Source organism: Actinomadura madurae, assembly GCF_047130825.1.
GTDB lineage: Bacteria > Actinomycetota > Actinomycetes > Streptosporangiales > Streptosporangiaceae > Spirillospora > Spirillospora madurae.
Window position 1 is genome coordinate 4,495,980 of the sequence record NZ_CP083237.1, and the last position, 21,127, is coordinate 4,517,106.

The following is a 21,127-nucleotide window of genomic DNA, read 5'->3' on the forward strand; positions in this document are numbered from 1 at the left end:
GATTCGAGAGGACTTCTCCCAGCGGGCGGCCGAATCCGGTCTTCCAGGGTCCGGCTCCCACGCGTTAGCGTCGGCTGGTAGAGGAGGTCTTCCATGCCTCAACGGCGAGGCGCGACGCCCCTATCCGACGCCGGGTTCCTCGACCGCGCGGACACCTACGCCCGCGGGGTCCCCTACGACCGGCTCGAACGGCTCCGGGCGCGGACGCCGGTGGTGTGGCTGGACGGGCGCGCGGCGGGGCGGCCGGGCGCCTGGGCCGTGCTGCGCCACCACGACGTCCGCCATGCCCTCGTGCGCCCGGAGCTGTTCGCCCCGCGGATGGACGACGTGCCGCACGGCCCGCTGACCGGCGACGACGCGTACCCGCCCGGCCCGGTCCCCGACGACGCGCACGGCGCCGCGCTGATCGACATGGACCCTCCCGCGCAGGCGATGCTCGCCCGGATCCCGCCCCGGGAGCCGGTCGACTTCGTCGGCCAGGTCGCGCCCGACCTGCCCGAGACGCTGCGCAACACGCTCGCCGGAGGCCTGTTCGCGCTGCTGCGCCACCCCGCCGAGTACGTCCGCCTCCGGGAGGAGCAGGCCGACGACAAGCTCATCGACAGCGCGGTGGAGGAGATGCTGCGCTGGTGGACGCCCGTGCTCCACGTATCGCGCACCGTCCAGCGCGCCACGGACGTCGGCGGCGTGCCACTGCTGGCCGGCGAGCACGTCCTCCTGTGGCTGGTCTCCGCGAACCACGACGACGAGGTGTACGCCGAGCCGGGGCGGTTCGTCCCCGACCGGTTCCTGCACGAGACCCTCCCCCACCTGTGCTTCGGGTACGGGTACCGCGCGTGCCTGGGCGCCCGGCTGACCCGCGTGCACCTGCGCGCCCTGCTCGTGGCGCTGCTCGAACGTCCCGGCCTGCCGCGGCTCGCGGGCGAGCCGATGCGGCTGAGGTCGAGCACCCGGCACGGCTTCGCCCACCTCCCCATCCGCTGGACGCCCTACTGATCCCGAAGTGCCGGGTACCTGCGCCGGGTACCTCACGAGGAGTAGCGGAGCACACTCCCCGGGGGCGACGTGCGGCCGGAGACCCATGACCTACCGTGCAGGAATGAGCACCTCACCGCCGTCCGGCCAGGTCCGGCCGCACTGGCCGCGCCCGGCCGCATGGCCGGTATGGGTCGTCCCGCTGATCGTCGCCTTCGTCCAGCTCGTCGGATCCCTCGGCGCGCAGCGCGACCGCCCGTCCGACGGGACGTCCGGGCCGCCGTGGCACAGCGGCGGCGGCGACCCCGTGGGCCACACGGACCTGGATCCGCTCGGCATCGGGCTGCTGCTCGCGGGGCCGGCCCTGCTCCTGCTGCGCCGCCGGAACCCGGTGCTCACGGTGTGCGCCACCGCGGCGGTGACCGCCCTGTACTTCCTGCGCGCCTACACCTACGGGCCGGCGCCGCTCGCCCTGGTCGTCGCGATGATGGCCGCCGTCGTCGCCGGGCACCGGCCGGTCGTCTGGGCGGGGACGGGGGCCGGCCTCGCGGCGTTCTTCACCCTCACCGCGCTGATCGGCGTCCCGGCCGCCGAACGCGGGCAGGACGGCCCCTTCCCGGTGGAGGAGCCGACCCTCGGCGGGTCGAGCTTCGTCGTCGGCTGGGCGCTGGTCGTGCTCGTCACCGCCGAGCTGATCCGGATGCGCGGGCAGCGGGCCGCCGAGACCGCCCGCACCCGGGCCGAGGAGGCGCGCCGCCAGGCCAGCGAGGAGCGGCTGCGGATGGCCCGGGAGCTGCACGACGTCCTCGCCCACAACATCTCGATGATCAACGTCCAGGCGGGCGTGGCGCTGCACCTGATGGACGAGAACCCCGAGCAGGCCCGCACCGCGCTCGCCGCGATCAAGGAGGCCAGCAAGGAGGCGCTCGGCGAGATGCGCGGGGTGATCGGCGCGCTGCGGGCGCAGGGCGAGACCGCGCCGCGCGCCCCCACCGCCGGGCTGGACCGGCTGGACGACCTGCTGGACCGCGCCCGGTCCGCCGGGCTGGAGGTGACGGCCGAGGTCACCGGGGAGAAGCCGGCGCTGCACGCCGGCACCGACCTCGCCGCGTTCCGGATCGTCCAGGAGTCGCTGACGAACGTGACCCGGCACGCCGGTCCCGGACCGGTGACGGCGCGGGTCCGCATCGCCTACGGTGAGCACGAGATCGTGGTGGAGGTCGAGGACGACGGCCGGGGCGTCCCCCTGCTGGACGAGCGTCCGGGCGGCGCCGGGATCCGCGGCATGCGCGAACGGGCCGCCGCGCTCGGCGGCGCGTTCGACGCCGGCCCGCGGCCCGGCGGCGGGTTCCGGGTCCGGGCGCGGCTCCCGCTGGACGGAGCGGACGGCGACGCGGCCGGCGAGACGGCCACGCCCGGGAGGGGTGCGCAGTGATCAAGGTGATGCTGGCCGACGACCAGGTGCTGGTGCGGGCCGGGTTCCGGGCGCTGCTGGACGCGCAGGCCGACATCGAGGTCGTCGGCGAGGCGAGCGACGGCGAGGAGGCGGTGGCGCAGGCGCGCCGGCTGCGGCCCGACGTCATCCTGATGGACATCCGGATGCCGGGCCTGGACGGCCTGGAGGCGACCCGGCGGATCGCCTCCGACGAGCGGCTCGACGGCGTGAAGATCGTGATCCTCACCACGTTCGAGCTGGACGAGTACGTCTTCGAGGCGCTGCGCGGCGGCGCGAGCGGGTTCCTGGTCAAGGACACCGAGCCGGTCGAGCTGATCCACGCCGTCCGGGCGGTCGCGGACGGGGACGCCCTGCTCTCGCCGAGCGTCACCCGCCGTCTGATCGCCGAGTTCGCCGCGCGGGCCAAGGAACCGGCGCCGTCCCCGCGGCTGAACGCGCTCACCGAGCGGGAGCGCGAGGTCATGGCGCTGGTCGGTGAGGGCCTGTCGAACGAGGAGATCGCGGCCCGCCTGGTGGTCAGCCCGGCGACCGCGAAGACGCACGTCAGCCGCACGATGGTGAAGCTCAACGCGCGGGACCGGGCGCAGCTCGTCGTGTTCGCCTACGAGTCGGGACTGGTCAAACCTGGCTGGCTGCCCTAGAACTTTTACTCTGCGGCGCTTCACTTTTGCCGAGCGCGGCGACGTGACAGGGTGGACGGCACACGCCGCCCCCGACCCGAGGGAGTCCGGTGCCCAGCGACACGAGGATCCTGGCCGTCGACGACCGCGAGGAGAACCTGACCGCCCTCGCGGCCGTGCTCGACGCGCTGCCGGTGGAGGTGGTGCCCGTCACCTCCGGCCGGGCGGCCCTGAAGGAGTTGCTCAACGACGACTTCGCGCTGATCTTGCTGGATGTCGTGATGCCGGATATGGACGGGTTCGAGACGGCGGAGCACATCAAGTCCCGTCCCCGCACCCGGGACGTGCCGATCATCTTCCTCACCGCCGGCGGCGAGGCCGGCGAGCAGGCGTTCCGCGGGTACGCGGCCGGGGCCGTCGACTATCTGACCAAGCCGTTCGACCCGTGGCTGCTGCGCGCGAAGGTGTCGGTGTTCGTGGAGCTGCACCGCCGCAACCTGCAGCTCAAGCAGCAGGCGCGGCTGCTGCGGCAGACGCTGGAGGCCGGGGACGACGAGGGCGAGGGCGGCCTGACGGGCTGCGACCGGTTCCTGGCGGCCCTCGACGAGCGGCTGGCCCACGTCGAGGAGGACGTCGCCCGGATGCGGTCCGGCGAACCCGCCGACGGGCTGGACGCGCACGTCGCCGATCTGCGCACGGCCCTGGACTCGCTGGCCGCCGGGAGCTGACCCCGCCCGACCCCGTCTGACCTCGCCTGGCCTCGGGCGGGTGGAGGGCGAGCCGCCGGGCCTACGCGGTGACGGCGGCGGGCGGTGAGCGGAACGCCGCACTCGCCGTCACGGACGCCGGGGCGGCGGGCCGGTCGAGCGAACCGGTGTTGAGCTTGCCGCGCAGGATGAACGCGCCGAGCAGCACCGCCGCCACGACGAGCACCACCGCGATCGTGACGATGAGCACCGTCTTCCGGCGCTCCCCGCCTCCGCTTCCGCCGGGACGGTCGTGGACGGGAGGCGGCTGCTGCCAGTTCGCGTACTGCTGCGGCAGCTCCCATGGCGGAGGCGTCTGCGGCGGCAGGCTCGGGTGCGGCCGCGGCCCGGACTGCTGGACGGGCGGGGGCGGGTGCCCGGGGGTGGGCGGCGGCGCCCACTCCGTCTCCAGGAGCGTACGCACCTCCTGGTTCCGGCCCGGCCGCGCGGGCGGCGGGTACCCGTCCTGCTTCTGCGGAGGGCCCTGCTCACGGGGCCGTCCTTGATCTTGGAACCGGCCGGGATCGCGGCGGGTGACGGGGTCGAAGTCGCCGGGATCGCGGCGGGTCACCGGGTCGAGGTCGCCGGAGTCGCCCGGGTCGCGGCGGGTGACCTGGTCGAGCTCGTCGGGGTCGAGGACGGTCTCGGACGCCTCGTCGGGAAGGAAGCGGGCCGACGGCTCGTCCGCCACCGTCTCGCTCGGCCGCGAGGGCACCGGCGGAGGGGGCGGGGGCGGCGGGGGCATGGCGGCGACCCGGGTGAGCAGCGGCTGCGCCTGCGCCGCCGTCATCCGGTGCACCGGCTCGCGCACCAGCAGCCCGTCCAGGACCCGGGCGAGCGGCCCCGCGTTCCGCGCCGGCGGGACGGGCTCGGTCAGCGCGGCCTGGAGCGACGACATGGCGTCCGACCGCTCGTAGGGCGACCGGCCCTCCAGGGCCGCGTACAGCGTCGCGCCCAGGGACCACAGGTCGGACGCGGGCACCGCACGTTCGCCCTGCACCCGCTCCGGCGGGATGTAGGCGGGCGAGCCCATGACCAGGCCCGTCTGCGTGAGCGTCGAGTCGCCCTCCATCTGCGCGATGCCGAAGTCGGTGAGGACGGCCCGTCCCGTCTCGGTGATCAGCACGTTGCTGGGCTTGACGTCGCGGTGCAGGATGCCCTTCTGGTGGGCGTGCTGGAGCGCGCCGAGCATCTGCAGCCCGATGTCGGCGACCCGGTGGTGCTCCATCGGGCCCCGCTCGATGATGTCCTGCAGTGACGGGGCGAGGACCAGCTCCATCACGATCCAGGGCCGGTCCGACTCCTGCACCACGTCGTGGACGGTCACCACCCCGGAGTGGTTCAGCCGCGCCGACGCCCGCGCCTCGCGGAACGTCCGCTCGTACAGGACGGCGCGCTCGTCCTCGTTCAGGCCCGGCGGGAACACGACCTCCTTGACCGCGACCTCGCGGTCCAGCATGACGTCGAAGGCGCGCCACACGGTGCCCATGCCGCCCCGGCCGACCACCGAGTCGAGGCGGTAGCGGTTACCGAGCAGACGTGCCTGTGCCATGGCTAGAGGGTCCCCCCACTGGTCATCCCACCCCGGAGGGACGGAACGTGTCGAGCACATTCTTCACGAGTGCCTCGTTCCCGTTCCACTGGGAGGCGGGAACCGCCACCACGACGGCGTACGGCCGGCCACCGGCGATGACGCCGCGGTCGCGGGCGCGCGTGGCGCCCGTCCCGCGGGTCCAGGTGAACTCGATGTCGGCCGCCGGCCGTCCGGCGACGGTCGTGCGGGTGATCTCCCCGATCCGCTGGAAGTCCTTCAGCTTGCCGTCCGCGCGGGCCTCCTGCTCCCAGGTGACCCAGTGCTCGTACGGGTCGCCGGACCACACCGTCTGGTCGACCTGAACGTACGCGCTGGACGCGGGGTCGGTCCAGACGACGCTGTTGCCCTGCACGGAGCGCCGCCAGCCGCGGGGGACGCCGATCGTGTAGCCGGGGCCGGTGCCCCGGACGAAGCCGGGCGGGAGCGGTGCCACGGTGCTGCCCGGCGTCGAGGTGGACGTGGCCGGGGGCGTGGTGGCGGGTGTGGTCGGGGAGGTCTGCTGGGCGGGCGGCGACTGCGCCGTGCCCGTGCCCGTGCCCGTGCCCGGACCGCCGGCGGAGGAGGAGCCCTCCGGCCAGAAGACGAACCCGGCGACGCCCAGGATCACCGCGGCCACGGCGGCGCCCGCGAGGACCGGTACGACCGAGGACCTCTTGCGCGACGACGCCGGCGCGTGGGTGGGCGTCCACTGCTGCCCCGTCCCGGGCGGGTACTGCGTCGTCATGTCCGGCGGAACCGGCACCTGGACCGGGGGCGGGGGCGGGGGCACTTCGGAGCCCGCGGGCCCGTCGACCGCGGTGGCCTCGTTCGACGCGATCTGCGCGTTCGCCATGTGCACGGCGTGGCCGGAGGCGACCGCCTGGAGGGCCTCCTCGGCCCGGTCCCCGCTGAGCCGCCGGACCGGGTCGCGCTCCAGCAGGCCGGTGAGCACGGGCGCGAGCGGACCCGCGTTCTTCGGCGGCGGGACGTCCTGCGTCATCACGGCCGCGAGGACGGCCATCGGGTCGCCGCGGTGGTGCGGCGCCCTGCCCTCCGTCGCGGCGTACAGGGTGGCGCCGAGCGCCCACAGGTCGGACGCGGGGATCGCCGGTTCGCCGTTCACCCGCTCCGGCGACATGTACGCGGGCGACCCGATGAGCAGCCCGGTCCCGGTCAGGGTCGCGTCGCCGGCCATCTGGGCGATGCCGAAGTCGGTGAGGACGGCCCGGTCGCCGTCGGCGACCAGCACGTTCGCGGGCTTGACGTCGCGGTGCAGGATGCCGATCGCGTGCGCCGCCCGCAGCGCGCCCGCGATCTGCCGGCCGATGGTCGCGACGCGGCCGGGCGGCAGCGGCCCGTCCTCCTCCACGATCTCCTGGAGAGAACGGGCCCGCACCAGCTCCATGACGATCCACGGCCGGTCGTCCTCGTCCACGACGTCGTGTACGGTCACGACGCCCGGATGGTTCAGCCGGGCCGAGGCCCGCGCCTCGCGCAGCGTCCGGCGGTGCCGGTTCTCCCGCTCGGCGTCGCTCAGCCCGTCCGGGAGCAGGACTTCCTTGATCGCGACCTCGCGGTCGAGGGTCTCGTCGCGGGCGCGCCACACGGTGCCCATGCCGCCGCGTCCGACGACCGATGTGAGCCGGTACCGACCGGCGAGCAGGCGCCCGTCCATCAGTCGTCCGCGGGCTTGAAGGTCCGGTATACCGGCTGGAGGTCGGAGAACACCTTGTCCCAGTCGTCGTCGGGGGCACAGAGCAGGATCGCGTAGCCGTGCCCGTTGGTCACGAATCCCCGGTTGAGGATGTGCTTGCGGCCGCCGTCGCCGTCGTAGGTGAACTCCCAGTCGGCGGACTTGTCACCGTCCTTGGTGTCGGGCACGGGCGGCTCGTCGCCGGTGGGCGCGATCTCGATGCGCTTGTACCCGGGCCAGCCGGAGCCGCCGCGCTCCTGCTGCCGCCAGTCGTCGATCGCGCTGTCGCCCGGGTCGCCGGTCTGGCCGATCTGGAGGTACGTCTTGCGGCCCGGCGCGTAGAAGAAGTCGCCGCCGGTCTTGCGCTCGGGCCCGCTCCAGCCCTCCGGGACGTACACGGTGTAGCCGGTGCGGTCCGCGTGCTTCCTGAACCCGGCGGGCGGGCCGCTCTCCGGCTTCTTGGAAGGGGTGGAGGCGGACGACGATCCCTTCCCCGCGTTCGTCGGGGTCGTCGCGCCCTCCTTGCGGGCGTCGCGGCCGTCGTCACCGCCGTTGGCGAGCGCGATCCCCGCGATGATCAGGATGACGACGAGCACGACCGCGGCGACGATCAGCACGTTGCGGTTGGATGCGAGCGCGGGACGCCCGGTGGACGGGTGGTGGGTCGTCGGCGGGAAGTGCGTGGCGGGCCCGGGTTCGGACGGCGCCCGGCTCGACGCCGCCGTGACCCGATCGGCGGGCTCGGTGGGCTGGCCGGACCGCCACGACCTGACGCGGTCGGGGTCGGGTGCGGTCTCCCCCGGGCTCGCGGTCCGCGGCCGGGACGGCGGCGGGGCGGGCGGGAGGTCGAAGCTGGTCAGCTGGTCCGGCCGCGCGCCCTCGTCCGCCGGGCGCGGCGCGTCGCCGGACGGCTCGGGCGGCGTCGTGCGGGGGTCCGCGAGCTCCTCGGCGGGGAACTCGACCGCCATCGTGCGCTGGGTGTCGATGCTCTCCTGCCGGACGATGTCGTCCAGCAGGGCGCCGGCCTCGATCGCGTCCATCCGCTGGTCGGGGTTCTTGCGCAGCAGCCCCTCGATGACCGGGACGAGCCGGCCGCCCTTCTCCGGCGGGTCGGGCTCGTCGGAGATCACCGCGACCAGCGCCGCCATCGGCTCGGGCCGCTCGAACGGCGACTTGCCGTGCAGCATCGCGTACAGCGTGACGCCGAGCGACCACAGGTCGGACGCGGGGCCGGCGACGCGGCCGCGGGCCCGCTCCGGCGCGATGTAGGCGGGCGAGCCCATGACCAGGCCCGTCTGGGTGAGGGTGGCGTCGCCGGACGCGGTGGCGATGCCGAAGTCGGTGAGCACGGCGCGCTCGCCCATCCGCCCGGTTCCGGTGATGAGCACGTTGCTGGGCTTGACGTCGCGGTGCAGCACCCCGGCATCGTGCGCGGCGTGCAGCGCGGCGAGCATCTGCCGGCCGATCTCCGCGGCGCGGCGCGGCTCCAGCGGCCCGTCCTGCTTGATCACCTGGTCCAGGGAGCGGGCCTTGATCAGCTCCATGATGATCCAGGGCCGGTCGTCCTCCTCGACGACGTCGTAGACGGTGACGACGCCGGGGTGGCCGAGCCGGGCCGCGGTGCGGGCCTCACGGAACGTGCGCTTGTGGTGCACGGCGCGTTCCTCATCGGTGAGACCATGCGGGAGGATGACCTCCTTCACCGCCACGTCACGACCGAGGACCTCATCGTGCGCCTGCCAGACCGTCCCCATGCCGCCTCGGCCGACCTGGGTCACCAGGCGGTAGCGGCGGGCGAGCAACCGCTCACCGGCGGGTTCATTTGGCATATCCGCGACCATATCGACTTTTGCTGACAATCTTGGACCGAGCTTGCAAGCCACATCCCCCCACCCGTACGACGTCCGGCACCCCACCGAGGTTCGCCGCCGGACCGGCGCGCCCGGACGGAGGCCCGGCCGACGTGCCACCCGATAGCAGGACACCCGGTAGAAAGGGGACCATGACGGAGCAGGGCCCGCGAGGAGGCCTGCGGGGCGAGTGGCGCCGGCTGATCCAGGCCGCGCCGACGATCTTCTTCTGGTACACCCGTCTCTCCGGGATCCTGTCGCTGCTCGCGTGGGTCTCCTATGGTCTCATCCTTGAGATAGCGGAAGTCTGGGCTCTGCGATGGATCGGCTACCTCGGCTGGTTCCCCAGCGTCCCGATCGGCCTGCTGTGGATCCTGCTGTCGATGGGCGTCCGGCGGCGCAAGAAGGCCGCCTGGCGGATCCTCGTGCTGATCTTCTGCCTGCCCACCGCGCTGGGCGTCACCGCCGTCCTCACCACGCTGTTCAACCCCGACAAGCCGACCCCCGTCGGGCTGATCGTCACCGCCGGGGTCTACCTCGCCGTGCTCGGCCTGCTGATCGCCGCGCGCGGCCAGTTCACCACGCTGCCCGACCGCGCCAACCGGCGCCTCGCCACCATCGTCTTCACCAGCCTGCTCGTGGTGACCTGCGGAATCGGCACGTTCCTCGTCACCCTCACCGACCGCAACGCCAGTGGCGACTTCTGGACGCACCCGCTCTACGCGATCTCCCAGACCGTGCTCGGGCCGCGCGTCACCGGCAAGCCGATCAACGTGTCGGTGCCGTTCTACGTGGACGCGATCCTGTGGGTGCTCGGCACCGGGCTGCTGATCGCCACGTTCTGGGCGCTGTTCAGGCCGGGGCGGCGCGACCCCGTCCTCAGCCCCGCCGAGGAGCTGTCGGCGCGCCGGCTGCTCGCCGAGTACGGCGACCAGGACTCCCTCGGCTACTTCGCGCTGCGCCGCGACAAGGACGTCATCGTCGCGCCGAACGGTAAGGCGGCCATCGCCTACCGGGTCGAAGGTTCGGTCTCCCTGGCCAGCGGCGACCCGCTCGGCGACCCCGAGTCGTGGGACCAGGCGATCGAGGCATGGCTGGGCGAATGCCGCGCGCACGCCTGGATCCCGGGCGCCGTCAGCGTCGGCGAGCGCGCCGCGCACATCTACCGGCGGCACGGGTTCGACGCGCTGGAGCTCGGCGACGAGGCGATCGTCGACCTCACCGACTTCAACCTGGACGGGCGGGAGATGCGCCAGGTCCGCCAGGCCGTCCGGCGGGTCGAGCGGGCCGGCTACAGCGTGCGGATCCGGCGGCACTCGCAGATCCCCGGCTGGGAGATGGCCAAGCTCATCCGCAGCGCCGACGCCTGGCGCGGCGAGGAGACCGAGCGCGGCTTCTCCATGGCCCTCGGCCGCCTCGGCGACCCGACCGACGGGCGCTGCGTCATGGTGGAGGCGTTCGACGCGCACGGGGAGCTGCGCGGCCTGCTCAGCTTCGTCCCGTGGGGGCGGGCCGGGCTGTCGCTGGACCTGATGCGGCGCGACCGGCTCGCCGAGAACGGCCTGAACGAGTACATGGTCGCCAAGCTCGCCGAGAAGGCCGCCGCCGTCGGCGCGCAGCAGCTGTCGCTGAACTTCGCGATGCTGCGCTCGGCGTTCGAGCGCGGCTCCCAGATCGGCGCCGGACCCGTCGCCCGGCTCTACTACAGGTTCCTGTCGTTCGCGTCGAAGTTCTGGCAGCTCGAATCGCTGTACCTGTCGAACGCCAAGTACCTGCCCCACTGGCGCCCCCGCTTCATCTGCTATACGCAGGGGCGCGACCTCGTCCGGCTGGGCCTCGCCTACGCCCGCGCCGAGGGGTTCCTGCCGAGCTTCAACCGTCCCAAGCTGGACCGGGCCGCCGCGATGGCCCCCTCCACCGACCTCGTGGACAGGATCAAGGAGATCGAGGACGCGGCGGACGCGGCGCGCGCCCCGCAGCGGCGCCTGTCGGAGCAGGAGCGGGTCAGGCACGCCAAGCTCGACGAGATCCGCGCCGCGGGGATGGAGCCGTACGCGCTCGGCTGCGAGCGCACCGACGTCGCCGCCGGCGTCCGCGACCGCCACCGCGGCCTCGCGCCGGACACGCGCACCGGTGAGGTCGTGGCGATCGCGGGACGGGTGGTGCTGGCCCGCGAGCACGGCCGGCTGATCTTCGTCACGCTGCGGGACGAGACCGCCGACCTCCAGGTCATGCTGACCTCGGACTCGCTGGGCGCGGAGTCGCTGCGCCGGTGGAAGGCGCTCATCGACCTCGGCGACCAGGTCGGCGTGCGCGGCGAGGTCGTCACGTCCCGGCGCGGCGAGCTGTCGGTCCTCGCGTCCTCGTGGACGCTCGCCGCCAAGTGCCTGCGCCCGCTGCCGAACAAGCGGTCCGGGCTGTCGGATCCGGAGGCGCGCGTCCGGCAGCGGTACGTCGACTTCATCGTCAACGACGAGTCCCGGCGGATGCTGCGGATGCGCGGCGACGCCGTCGCCGCCGTCCGGGACGGGCTGCGCGCCCGCGGCTACCTCGAAGTCGAGACGCCGATGCTCCAGCCCGTGCACGGCGGCGCGACCGCCCGCCCGTTCACCACCCGCATCAACGCCTACAACATGCAGCTCTACCTGCGGATCGCGCCCGAGCTGTACCTCAAGCGCCTGCTCGTCGGCGGCGTCGGCCGCGTCTTCGAGCTGAACCGCAACTTCCGCAACGAGGGCGTCTCGCACAAGCACAACCCCGAGTTCACGATGCTGGAGGCGTACGAGCCCTACGGCGACTACGACACGATGGCGGAGCTCACCCGCTCCCTCGTCGTCGACGCGGCCCGCGCCGCCCTCGGCACCACCGTGGTCGTCCGGGACGGCGTCGAGTACGACCTCGCGGAGCCGTGGCAGGAGATCACCGTCTACGAGTCGGTGTCGAAGGCGCTCGGCGAGGAGGTCACCCCCGACACTCCGCAGGCCCGCGCCCTCGCGCTCGCGGAGCGGCTCGGGTTGAACGCCGACCCGCGGTGGGGCCAGGGGAAGATCGTCCAGGAGCTGTTCGAGGCGGCCGTCGAGGAGGATCTGAAGGCGCCGACGTTCGTCCGCGACTACCCGGCGGAGACGTCCCCGCTGACCCGCCCGCACCGCGCGGATCCGCGGCTGGCGGAGAAGTGGGACCTGATCGTCTTCGGCCTCGAACTCGGCACCGCCTACTCCGAGCTCATCGACCCGATCCTGCAGCGCGAGCGGCTGACCGAGCAGTCGCTGCAGGCCGCGGGCGGCGACCCGGAGGCGATGGACCTCGACGAGGACTTCCTGCGCGCCCTGGAGTACGCGATGCCTCCCGCCGGCGGAATGGGCATGGGAATCGACCGGCTGCTGATCACGCTCACCGGCCGCAGCATCCGGGAGACGATCCCGTTCCCGCTGGTGCGCCCCGGTTCCTGAAGGCCGCCCCGGCACCTACAGGGCACGCGGCGCGGGCCGGTACCCCTGCCCGGCGAGCCATTCGCGCGCCGAACCGCGCCGGGCGTCCTCACCTTCCGGAAGGACGCCCGGCGGGATCGGCAGGCCGTCTCCCTCGTCCGCGGGGAGGACGTCGCCCCGCTCGGGATCGAGCACCTGGAATCCGTCGTCCATCGCCGCCGCCACCGCCCCCAGATCGACCGGCAGGGAAGCGAGACCGGTCGGCGGGCGCGTCCCCAACGCGGCACCGAGCTCGGCGGCCAGTTCGGCGTCGCCCGGCAGGCCGCGCCCGCCCAGTTCCTCCAGGCATTTCCCGGCGAGATCCTGGACCTCCCGGCCCTGGGCCAGTGCGGCCACGAGGACGTCCCCCGCGTACTGGAGAACCGGGGTCAGCGGACGCCCCCGAAGTACCCCGGCGTCCCCGAGCCCCTGGTGGGCGGCCCCCCGCAACCGCGCCAGCGCGTCCTCGTCCCATTCCGCCACGGAGACATTTGTACCGACATCCACCGCCAAAAGCCGCGGTTTCATCGAGGCCGCTTGTCCTCCACATGGACGACGGCGAGCTCGCGCCCGTCCTGATCGCGCTTGGACCGGCCGAGAAGGCCCACGGCCAGATCATTCGCGCCGTCGGCGGTCTCTTCCGGAGCGACATAGGTGAGGATGTCGTTGTGGTGCCCGTAGACGGCCCATCCGGGCGCCGCGTCGAGGTCGATCGTCCCGAAGTCGCCGGCGGATGAACCCGCCGCCACGGGCCCGTACTCGCGCAGCAGTTCCACGGCCTGCGCGGCCAGGTCGTCCTCGGGCTCCATCAAAATGACGCAGGTGCCGTTCTCGAACAGCACCCACGACTTCTCGTCGCCTTGAATGACGTCCCGCCAAACCTGAACCAGCTCCTCGGTCACCATGCGCGGGATTCTGCCGGTGACCACCGACGAAACGCATCCGGATTTCGCGGCCTTCTCATTCCTGGCAGGGTGAGCCGGTGCGAAAACGGCGGATAGCGGCGGTCACGGTGGCGGTGGTGTGCGCGGTCGCCGGGATTCTGGGACTCGCGACGGCGGACAGGGGCATCGAGCGGCGCACCGCCGTGATCGACGGCGTGCCGGTGGAGGCGGTCCGTCCCGCCCATCCCGAGGGACGGCTGCCCGGGGTGGTCGTCGCCCACGGTATGGGCGCCGGCCGCCGGCTGATGCGAGGATTCGCCGACACGCTGGCACGGCGCGGATATGCGGTCGCGCTGGTCGACCTCGCCGGTCACGGAGCCGCCACACGGCCGCTGCCCGGGGGCGGGGAGGGACCGGCCGCCAACGCGCGGCTCGACCGCGACCTGGACATCGCCGTCCGGCGGCTGCGGTCGATGCCGTGGGTCGACACCGCGCGCCTCGGTCTCGTCGGGCACTCGATGGGGGCCGCCGCGGTCATCCGGTACGCCACCGCGCGCCCGTCCGTCGGAGCGACGGTCGCGATCTCGCAGGGACAGATGGACGTGTCCGCGTCCGCTCCCCGGAACCTCCTGCTGATCGCCGGCGGCCTGGAGTTCGCCGCCTACCGGGAGGGCGCCGTCAGCGCGCTGCGGGCCGCCTACCCGCGCGGACGCGCCGGAGTCACCTACGGCGACCCCCGGTCCGGGACCGCGCGCCGGGCCGTCATCGCCGGCGGCGTCGAGCACGCCGGTGTGCTGTTCAGCCCGCGGACCCACCGGGAGACGGCCGCCTGGTTCGACGCGGCCTTCGCCCGCCGCCCGGTTCCGGGCACGGAGACCCGCGCCGTCCAGCGAGCCGGGTCGGCGATGCTGCTCTACGTCGCGGCCGTACTGAGCTTCGGCGCGATCGCGTCGGCGCTTCTCGGAACGGGGGACCGCGCCGCCCGCCGCGTCTCCCTGACCCGCGCCCTGGTGGGCTCCGCCGTGGCGGTCATCGCGGCGGTGCCGGCGATGTCGCTGCTCACGCTGCCGGTGGCGGTGACCGGCCCGCTCGCCGCGTTCTTCGGCGCGATCGGCCTGGTCACCCTGGCGTCCGCGCGAGGGATCCCGGCCGGACGACCCGCGCCCCGGACGGTCGCGGCGGCCGCCGCCCTCAGCGCGCTGACCGCGGTGTCGGTCGCCGTGCCGGCTCACCTCGGCTGGGCGCACGCGATACCGGTCGGCCCGCGCGCATGGGTGCTCGTCCTGGTCACCGTGTGCGTCGCGCTGTACTGCCTCGGCGTCGAGGCCCTGTGCACCGGCCAGGACGGGCGCACCGCGATCGGGATCCACGCCTGGACGGGGGCGGGCGCCCTGGCGGGCCTCTGCGCCGCCGTGGCCGTGGGCGTGGTCTCGTCCTACGTGCTGCTGCTGGCGCCGCTGATCGCCGGCCTGCTCGCCTGGCAGGGCGTCCAGGCGGCGGCGCTCCGCAGGCTCGCGGCACCCGCCTGGATGGCCGCGGCGGCCGGCGGGCCGCTGCTCGCCTGGCCCCTCGCGATCACCATGCCGATCAGCTGAGCCCGATCCGGAGATCGTGCTCGTCGCCGGGCGCGGCGAAGCGCAGCAGTTCGGCGGCCTCATCGCGGACCGGGTCCTCGTCCGGCAGAGGGGCGAAGAGCCGGATGTCGAGCGCGGCGCATCCGGCCTTCCGGTCGTGCTTGAGCGTCCAGATGCCGTGGACGCGCCCGTCCACCAGCAGGGTGGCGTGGGTCTGCGAGCCCACGCACACGGCCTTGCGCTGCTCGTCCGTCATCATCCGGGTCCGGTCGGCGTAGGCGAGGATCAGGTTGTCGAAGGCCGGGAGGAACCGGACAGGGACCGGCAGACCAGCATCCGGAAGCGCCATGTCGGGGAGATCGAAGAGCTCCACGCCCGCCTCGTCCCGGTAAGTCTGGAGGGACGGCCGAAGTTCCTCGAAGGCCTCCTCCATGCGGCGCATGCCGGACCAGATCTGGAAGTCCTTCACGGAAGCCGGGCCGAACGCGGCCAGGTAGCGCCTGATCAACCGAGCCGGGCGCGCCTCGGCGAGCGGCCGGCCGATCCACTCCTCCGCCAGGGCGAACGGGGTCGCGCCGCCGGTGTTCCACGTCCCGCTGGGCGGTGGATGGACGGCGTGGACCAGCGCCTGGGCCGTCCAGCCGAGGGATTGCAGATCCCTTTCCGGCCAGCGCTCGGCGAGCGCGCGGGCGAGCTCGGGCCGGGTGAGGATCCGGCCCTCCAGAAGCCTGCGGGCCTCGGCGGCGAGCTCGTCCAGGTCCCAGCCGCGGGTCGCGCCCCCGAAGGCGGCCTGCCGCCCGCGCAAAAGGCTCTCCTGGACGAGGGGACGCAGCCACAGGTAGTCGGCGGCCGACGCCATGTGCTGCGTGCCCCGGATGATCGAACTGCGCACGACGGACCGGTCGCGCAGGAGGTCGGTGAGATCGTCCTGGCGGAACCCGTCCAGGCGCGTCCAGAGCCCGAAGTAGGGCATGTTCCTCTCCTGCGCCTGGATGGCGACGAGCCGCTCGACCGCCTCCAGAACGGAGACGCCGGAGCGCTTCAGGAGGAACTGCCGTTCCAGGGCCGCCCGGTTAAGCGTCCGGCGATCCAACGTCCGCGTCATGACCCCACCCCAAAAGGAACGAACCAACACCCCCACCCTAACAGAACGGAACACTCCATTCCACAACCTCCCCGCACAGAACCAACCCAGCCGCCACCGCTACTCGCTAGCCGGCGCTCTCCCGGTAGGCCTCCACCGCGTACCGCAGCCGGGCGCCGACGAGGAGCGCCTCGTCCTCCGGGCACGCCATGAGGCGGGTGACCAGCTCCACGATCTGCTCGTCGGTGAGCTCCGGTTCGCGCTCGGCGATGTGCCCGACGATCTCGACGAGCTCGGGGCGCTTGTACCCGGCGATCGACTGCCCCCGCCGGATCATCGCGTGCCCAACGGACGGCCCGCTCGCCTCGGGCTGCGGCGGCGGCGCCTGCGGCGGCGGTGCCGCCGGCGGCTCCGGCCGCGGCCCCGGCCTGCCCCAGAGCGCGGGAATCTCCGGCCGCGATGCGGGCGGCCGGGCCTCCTCCTCGGGCACGGCCGGCCCCTTGCCCCCTTGCGGACCCGACTCCGGCACGCGCGGCTCCAGCCGCCCCGCGTCCAGCCGCCGAGGCGGCAGCGAACCCCCACCGGACCGAGGGGACCCCGCCCCCCGCGACTCCCGCCGCATCGCATCCAGCCGCCGAGGAGGCAACGCCTGCCCCGGCGCACGCGAACCTCGCCCAGGCGCACCCGACTCCTCGCCCGAGGGCGGCTGCCCGTCAGGCGGAGCACCAGCCTGCCGCCCCGCCACCGGCACATCCGACCGCCCTGGCCCCCGGGCCTTACGACCCGGCACGGCCGCAGGCCCCGCCACCGGCACATCCGAGCGCTCCGGCGGCCGCGCCCCCGCCCCCTCACGCGAGCCACCGGCAGGCGGCGGCCCACCCCGCCGAGCCAGAGGCGGACGCTCTACCCGCGGCCCCGCCCCGGACGCGCCAGAACGCTCCCGCGAAGCACCAGGACCAGGCTCCTCCGACCCCTCACGCGAGCCGCCAACTCCAGATGGCCCACCCCGCCGAGACACAGGCGGACGCTCCGGAGGCGAACCCACCCCAGACGTAGACGAGGCAGAACGCTCCTGCGGGACACCATGACCAGACGCCTCCGCACCCTCACGCGAGCCGCCAACTCCAGATGGCCCGCCCCGTTGGGGTGTCGGCGGACGTTCAGTCTGCGGGCCTGTGCCGGACGCGGAGGGGGCAGGACGCTCCTGCGGGACGCCCTGACCGGGCGTCCACGGGCCCTCGCGCGGGTCGCTGGTTCCTGGCGGCCGACCCTGGCGAGACGCGGGTGGACGTTCCGCTCGCGGACTCGCGGCCGACGTGGACGGCGCGGGGCGCTCCTCCGGCAGGCCTGGACCGGACGTCTCTGCGTCCTCACGCGGGGCACCAGTTCCAGGCGGCCCACCTCGCCGGGGCGTGGGCGCACCCTCAACAACCCGCGGACCCGTACCAGGAGGCGGCCCACCCTCGCGAGAGACAGGCGGACGCTCCGGCGGCGAAGCCGCCCCAGACGCAGAGGGGGCTGGACGTTCTCGCGAAGCGCCCGGGCCAGGCTCCTCCGCGCCCTCATGCGGGCCGCCAACTCCAGGTGGCCCGCCCCGTTGGGGTGTCGGCGGACGTTCAGTCTGCGGGCCTGTGCCGGACGCGGAGGGGGCAGGACGCTCCTGCGGGACGCCCTGACCGGGCGTCCACGGGCCCTCGCGCGGGTCGCTGGTTCCTGGCGGCCGACCCTGGCGAGACGCGGGCGGACGTTCCGGCGGCGGACCCACGCCGGGCCTAGACGCGGCAGGGCGCTCGTGTGGGGCGGCTGGACCGGGCATCCCTGCGTCCTCACCAGCTCCAGGTGGTCCACCCCGCCGGGGCGTGGGCGCACCCTCGGCATCCCGTGGGCTCGTAGCAGGCGCGGACGCGGCAGGACGTTCCTGCGGGTAGCCCTGACCAGGTCCGGGCGGCCTGACCCGGCGAGGCGCGGGCGGTCCCGCGTCCTTATGCGGGGCGCCACGGGGTTCGTTTCGTTGGGGCGGGGGCTCGGCCGTGCCTCGGCCTGCTACCGGCACCTCCGGACGCTCTGGCGGGCGCGGGGGCGTGCCCGGCTCGGGGACGACCGGGCCTCGTCCTGGCTGCGTCGTCACCGGTACGTCGCGGGCGGGCGGGGGTGGTTGCGGGGCGTTCCGGGGGCGCTCGGGTCTCGCGGGGGGTGTTATCGGCAGGTCCCGCTGGGTTATGTCCGGGCGGTCGTACAGGCCGGGGGGTTGTGCTCGCAGGTCTTGCCGGGTGATGTCCGGGCGGGGCGCGTCCTCGGGGGCGGGCGGGGTGGTGAGGGCGGTGAAGAGGGTGGTCGTGGGGGTTATCGCGGTGTGGAGGTGGCCTGGGAGGCGGGTGGCGGGCGGCGGGCCCTCCGGGGGTGGCAGGTCGGGGCCGGGTGGGCCGACGAGGATGGTCCGGGGGGCGTGCCAGAGGACGTGCAGGGCCTCGGCGCCGGCCTCGTGCTCGCCGTCCACGATGACGACGTCGAACGCGTCGGGGGCGGGCGGGAGGACGTCCGGGACGCGCCACAGGGGGAGGATCCAGGCCGGGACGGCGTCGGGGGCCGACGGGGCGCGGGCGGCGGCGGCCGCCCAGGCGCGGGCGGCCGTGAGGTCGGCGCGGGCGGTGCGGAGCTCCTCCTCGGCGGAGGCCAGCGCCGCGCGGAGGCGGTCCGTGGCGGGGACGGCGGGCGCGGCGCGGCGGCGGGCCCAGGCCCAGGCGTCGTCCCAGCGGCGGGTGCGGGCGTGCCAGACCTCGTCGCCGTCGGTGGCGATCATGAGGTTGGCGAGGTCGGGGTGGACGGAGCGGACGCGGGCGATCAGCTCGTCGCAGCGGATCTGGCGGGAGCGTTCGTGGCGGGCCTCGGCGAGGGCGCCGAGGGCGCGGCCGTAGGCGGCGGCGTCGCGGGCGTCGATGGCGGCGAGGGCGTCGCGCAGCTCGGGGGGATCGTCGTCGTCGAGGGGGCCGATCGAGTCGCGCAGGGCCTCCAGGTCGGCGGCGGCGCGGCTGACGCCGAGGCCTTCGAGGGCGTTGCGGAGGGCGGAGGCGTACTCGTGCCACTGGACCGGATGGGTGAGCCGGATGCCGAAGCCGGAGCGTTCGAGAAGGTGCCGGGTGGAGTCCACGGCCTGCATCGCGTCGCGGACGCGGGCGAGGCGGGCGTGGGCGCGGACGAAGCGGGCGACGCGTTCGGCGGGCGGGAGGTCGGCCGGGAAGGAGATGCCGGCGGCCTCCCACACGTACTGCAGCTCCCGGCAGGTGATCCGCACCATGAGGTCGGTGTGGACGAGGTCCAGGAGTTCGGAGGTGGTCGGTGCGACGCCGTCCACCGTGACCGTGGTGAGGAGCGGTTCCGCCTGGCGCTGGACGGCCGGGCGGAGCGGCCCACGCTTGAGGGTGCCGCCGCCGGCCAGGTGGGTGCGCAGGTCCTGGGCGGACGCGGCGAGCCCCCGGAGGTCGGCGTCCTCGGGCAGCTCGACGGTGTGGCCGCCCAGCTCGGCCAGGGCGCGCTCGGCCCACTGGGCGCGGGAGGTCATCTCCGAGACCCGGGCCCAGATGAGGGGGCGCCGGTCGCCGAGGGCGTCGCCGAACGCGCGGGCGGCGAGGTCGGCGCTGTTCCAGCCGCCGGGGTGGCCTTCGAGGCCGAGGTCGCGGAACGCGGCGGCGACGACGGACGCGTCCCCGTCGAGGCGGGCGAGGAACGTGCGGTCGGAGTCGCGGAGGCGCTGCGACAGGTCCGTCTTGGACCGTTCGGCGCGTTCGACGGCGGCCACCTCGGCGTCGACCAGGGTCTGCACGTAGGCGGCGCTCGGCAGCGCGCCCGGGTCGACGTCCCGCTGGGTCGTGCGGGCCTTGCGCGCGGCGGTCTCCTCCGCGAGGAGGACGACGAGGTCGGCGGCCTCGGAGCGGGAGATCGGCGGGGCGGCGGGCAGGTCCGGCCGGACGGGCATCCAGGACAGCTCGGGGTCCTGGTCGCCGGGGTCCGGCGCGGGCTCGTCCGACTCGCCGCCGCGGAGCCGCTCGGTGATCTCGGCGACGCGGCGGGCGGCGGCCTCCTCGCGCCCGGCGGCCAGCGCCAGGTCGGGGGACGCGCCGCGGCCCCGGATCGCCTCCGCCGTCCGCGCCGCCATCGCCGGGTCGGTGGCGGTGAGGGCGGCGAGGCCGGGCGGGAGCGCGGCGCGCAGGTCGGCGGACGCGGTGGGGCCGGAGGTGGCGACGAGCACCCGGTGGCCGCGGGCGAGCAGCCCCGCGAGCAGGTCGGGGACGGTCTCCGGCGCACGCTCGGGGACGTGCATGATCTGCGGTTTCCTGGCCGGTGACACGAACCGGGCGAGCCCGTCGGGGACGCCGCGCGGCAGCAGGCTGAGCAGCCGGGCGTGGTGGTCGGCGACGGCCTCGCGGGCCGGCGGGCGGACGACGAGCGCGGGCGCGAGCCGGAGCCGCGGGACGGGCGAGGCGGTGTCGGTGCCGGGCGCCCAGTCCTCGCGGTAGTCGGCGGGGGTGGTGAGCGAGACCTGGCACCACTTGCGCAGGACGTCGCCGGTCGAGGCGTTCAGCCCGAAGCCCTGCCCGGCCTGCACGGCCTCCGCCACCCAGGCGGCGGGCCTGAACCCGGGGTGGCCGGACAGCAGTTCCCGGTCGCGGAGGGCGGTGCGGCCGTCGAGGACGACGTCGACGCGCTCGGTCCGCTCGTCCAGGACGATCCGGACGGGCGTGCTCAGCAGGTGGTCGTGGACGGCGGGGCGCCACGACAGCAGCCCGGTCGCGAGCACCACCTCCTCGCCGGCCAGGTCGCGGAGGACGCGGTACCAGGTGCGCAGGGCGAGCCAGCCGTCGAACTCGTCCAGCACGACGGGCGGGGTCAGCGGGATGACCGGGACGCTGAACAGGACCTCGCCCGGTCCGGCGTCCCGTTCCACGTAGACGTCGCCGGGCAGGTCGGCCAGCCAGTGGACGTGGTCGTGGTCGGCGAGATCGCGGGACGGGCGCCGCCGGGCCCGCGCCAGGTCGCGCAGGTACCCGAGCAGGCGCGCCGCGTGCTCGGCCTCGCGCGCGCCGGCTTCGTCCACGGCCCGGCCGGGCCGGCCGGGACCCGGGGCCTCGTCAGGCACCGCGGCTCCTCCCCTTCCCACGGGAATGGTGGTGCCCCGATCTAACACCCCCCGGGCGAGCCCGGCCA

At 74.6% G+C, this 21,127-nt stretch carries 13 protein-coding genes; 6 read left to right on the forward strand and 7 right to left on the reverse strand.

Translation table 11 applies throughout. The features are described 5' to 3' along the window. Window positions 1-93 precede the first annotated feature (93 nt). From K8Z49_RS20300 to K8Z49_RS20315, 4 genes are all read left to right on the forward strand, one after another. Entirely contained in the window at window positions 94-996 is a 903-nt protein-coding gene (locus K8Z49_RS20300; protein WP_024936583.1) for a cytochrome P450, read from the forward strand. A 103-nt stretch (window positions 997-1,099) separates the two neighbouring features. Then, window positions 1,100-2,410: a sensor histidine kinase gene (locus K8Z49_RS20305; RefSeq protein ID WP_412520295.1), complete on the forward strand. Its 1,311-nt coding sequence runs from the start codon at window positions 1,100-1,102 to the stop codon at window positions 2,408-2,410. After that, window positions 2,407-3,072, forward strand: a complete 666-nt coding sequence (locus tag K8Z49_RS20310) for a response regulator (protein WP_021597215.1) — start codon at window positions 2,407-2,409, stop codon at window positions 3,070-3,072. Before K8Z49_RS20305 ends, K8Z49_RS20310 begins: the two co-directional genes overlap by 4 nt. A gap of 89 nt (window positions 3,073-3,161) precedes the next feature. Further along, complete coding sequence (locus tag K8Z49_RS20315) at window positions 3,162-3,779, forward strand: response regulator (RefSeq protein WP_021597216.1); 618 nt, start codon at window positions 3,162-3,164, stop codon at window positions 3,777-3,779. Window positions 3,780-3,840: 61 nt separating this feature from the next. Here the strand turns inward: K8Z49_RS20315 and K8Z49_RS20320 are convergent, their stop codons facing one another. The 3 genes from K8Z49_RS20320 to K8Z49_RS20330 are packed head-to-tail and all read right to left on the reverse strand — an operon-like array spanning window position 3,841 to window position 8,892. Further along, a complete protein-coding gene (locus tag K8Z49_RS20320; RefSeq protein ID WP_021597217.1) occupies window positions 3,841-5,349 on the reverse strand; it encodes a serine/threonine-protein kinase in 1,509 nt (502 codons plus the stop codon). A gap of 22 nt (window positions 5,350-5,371) precedes the next feature. Next, on the reverse strand, window positions 5,372-7,045 hold the full coding sequence (locus K8Z49_RS20325) for a protein kinase domain-containing protein (RefSeq protein WP_412520298.1): 1,674 nt from the start codon (window positions 7,043-7,045) through the stop codon (window positions 5,372-5,374). After that, on the reverse strand, window positions 7,045-8,892 hold the full coding sequence (locus K8Z49_RS20330; RefSeq protein WP_412520300.1) for a protein kinase domain-containing protein: 1,848 nt from the start codon (window positions 8,890-8,892) through the stop codon (window positions 7,045-7,047). The genes K8Z49_RS20325 and K8Z49_RS20330 overlap by 1 nt, the downstream gene beginning before the upstream one ends. Window positions 8,893-9,065: 173 nt before the next feature. Here K8Z49_RS20330 and lysX point away from each other — a divergent pair, with 173 nt between their 5' ends. Further along, window positions 9,066-12,365: a bifunctional lysylphosphatidylglycerol synthetase/lysine--tRNA ligase LysX gene (gene lysX / locus K8Z49_RS20335; RefSeq protein ID WP_177287669.1), complete on the forward strand. Its 3,300-nt coding sequence runs from the start codon at window positions 9,066-9,068 to the stop codon at window positions 12,363-12,365. A 15-nt stretch (window positions 12,366-12,380) separates the two neighbouring features. Here lysX and K8Z49_RS20340 read toward each other — a convergent pair whose 3' ends face one another. Continuing rightward, entirely contained in the window at window positions 12,381-12,866 is a 486-nt protein-coding gene (locus K8Z49_RS20340; protein ID WP_021597223.1) for a hypothetical protein, read from the reverse strand. Window positions 12,867-12,907: 41 nt separating this feature from the next. Then, the gene (locus K8Z49_RS20345; RefSeq protein WP_024936588.1) at window positions 12,908-13,288 is read right to left on the reverse strand and encodes a hypothetical protein; all 381 of its coding nucleotides are present in this window, start codon (window positions 13,286-13,288) and stop codon (window positions 12,908-12,910) included. A 77-nt stretch (window positions 13,289-13,365) separates the two neighbouring features. Here K8Z49_RS20345 and K8Z49_RS20350 point away from each other — a divergent pair, with 77 nt between their 5' ends. Further along, window positions 13,366-14,862, forward strand: coding sequence for a dienelactone hydrolase family protein (locus K8Z49_RS20350; protein ID WP_412520303.1), 1,497 nt, complete (start codon window positions 13,366-13,368; stop codon window positions 14,860-14,862). On the opposite strand, the gene K8Z49_RS20355 is transcribed toward K8Z49_RS20350, so the two are convergent. After that, a complete protein-coding gene (locus K8Z49_RS20355) occupies window positions 14,855-15,946 on the reverse strand; it encodes a winged helix DNA-binding domain-containing protein (RefSeq protein ID WP_412520305.1) in 1,092 nt (363 codons plus the stop codon). The genes K8Z49_RS20350 and K8Z49_RS20355 overlap by 8 nt on opposite strands. Window positions 15,947-16,052: 106 nt before the next feature. Then, a complete protein-coding gene (locus K8Z49_RS20360; RefSeq protein WP_412520307.1) occupies window positions 16,053-21,059 on the reverse strand; it encodes a hypothetical protein in 5,007 nt (1,668 codons plus the stop codon). Window positions 21,060-21,127: the final 68 nt, after the last annotated feature.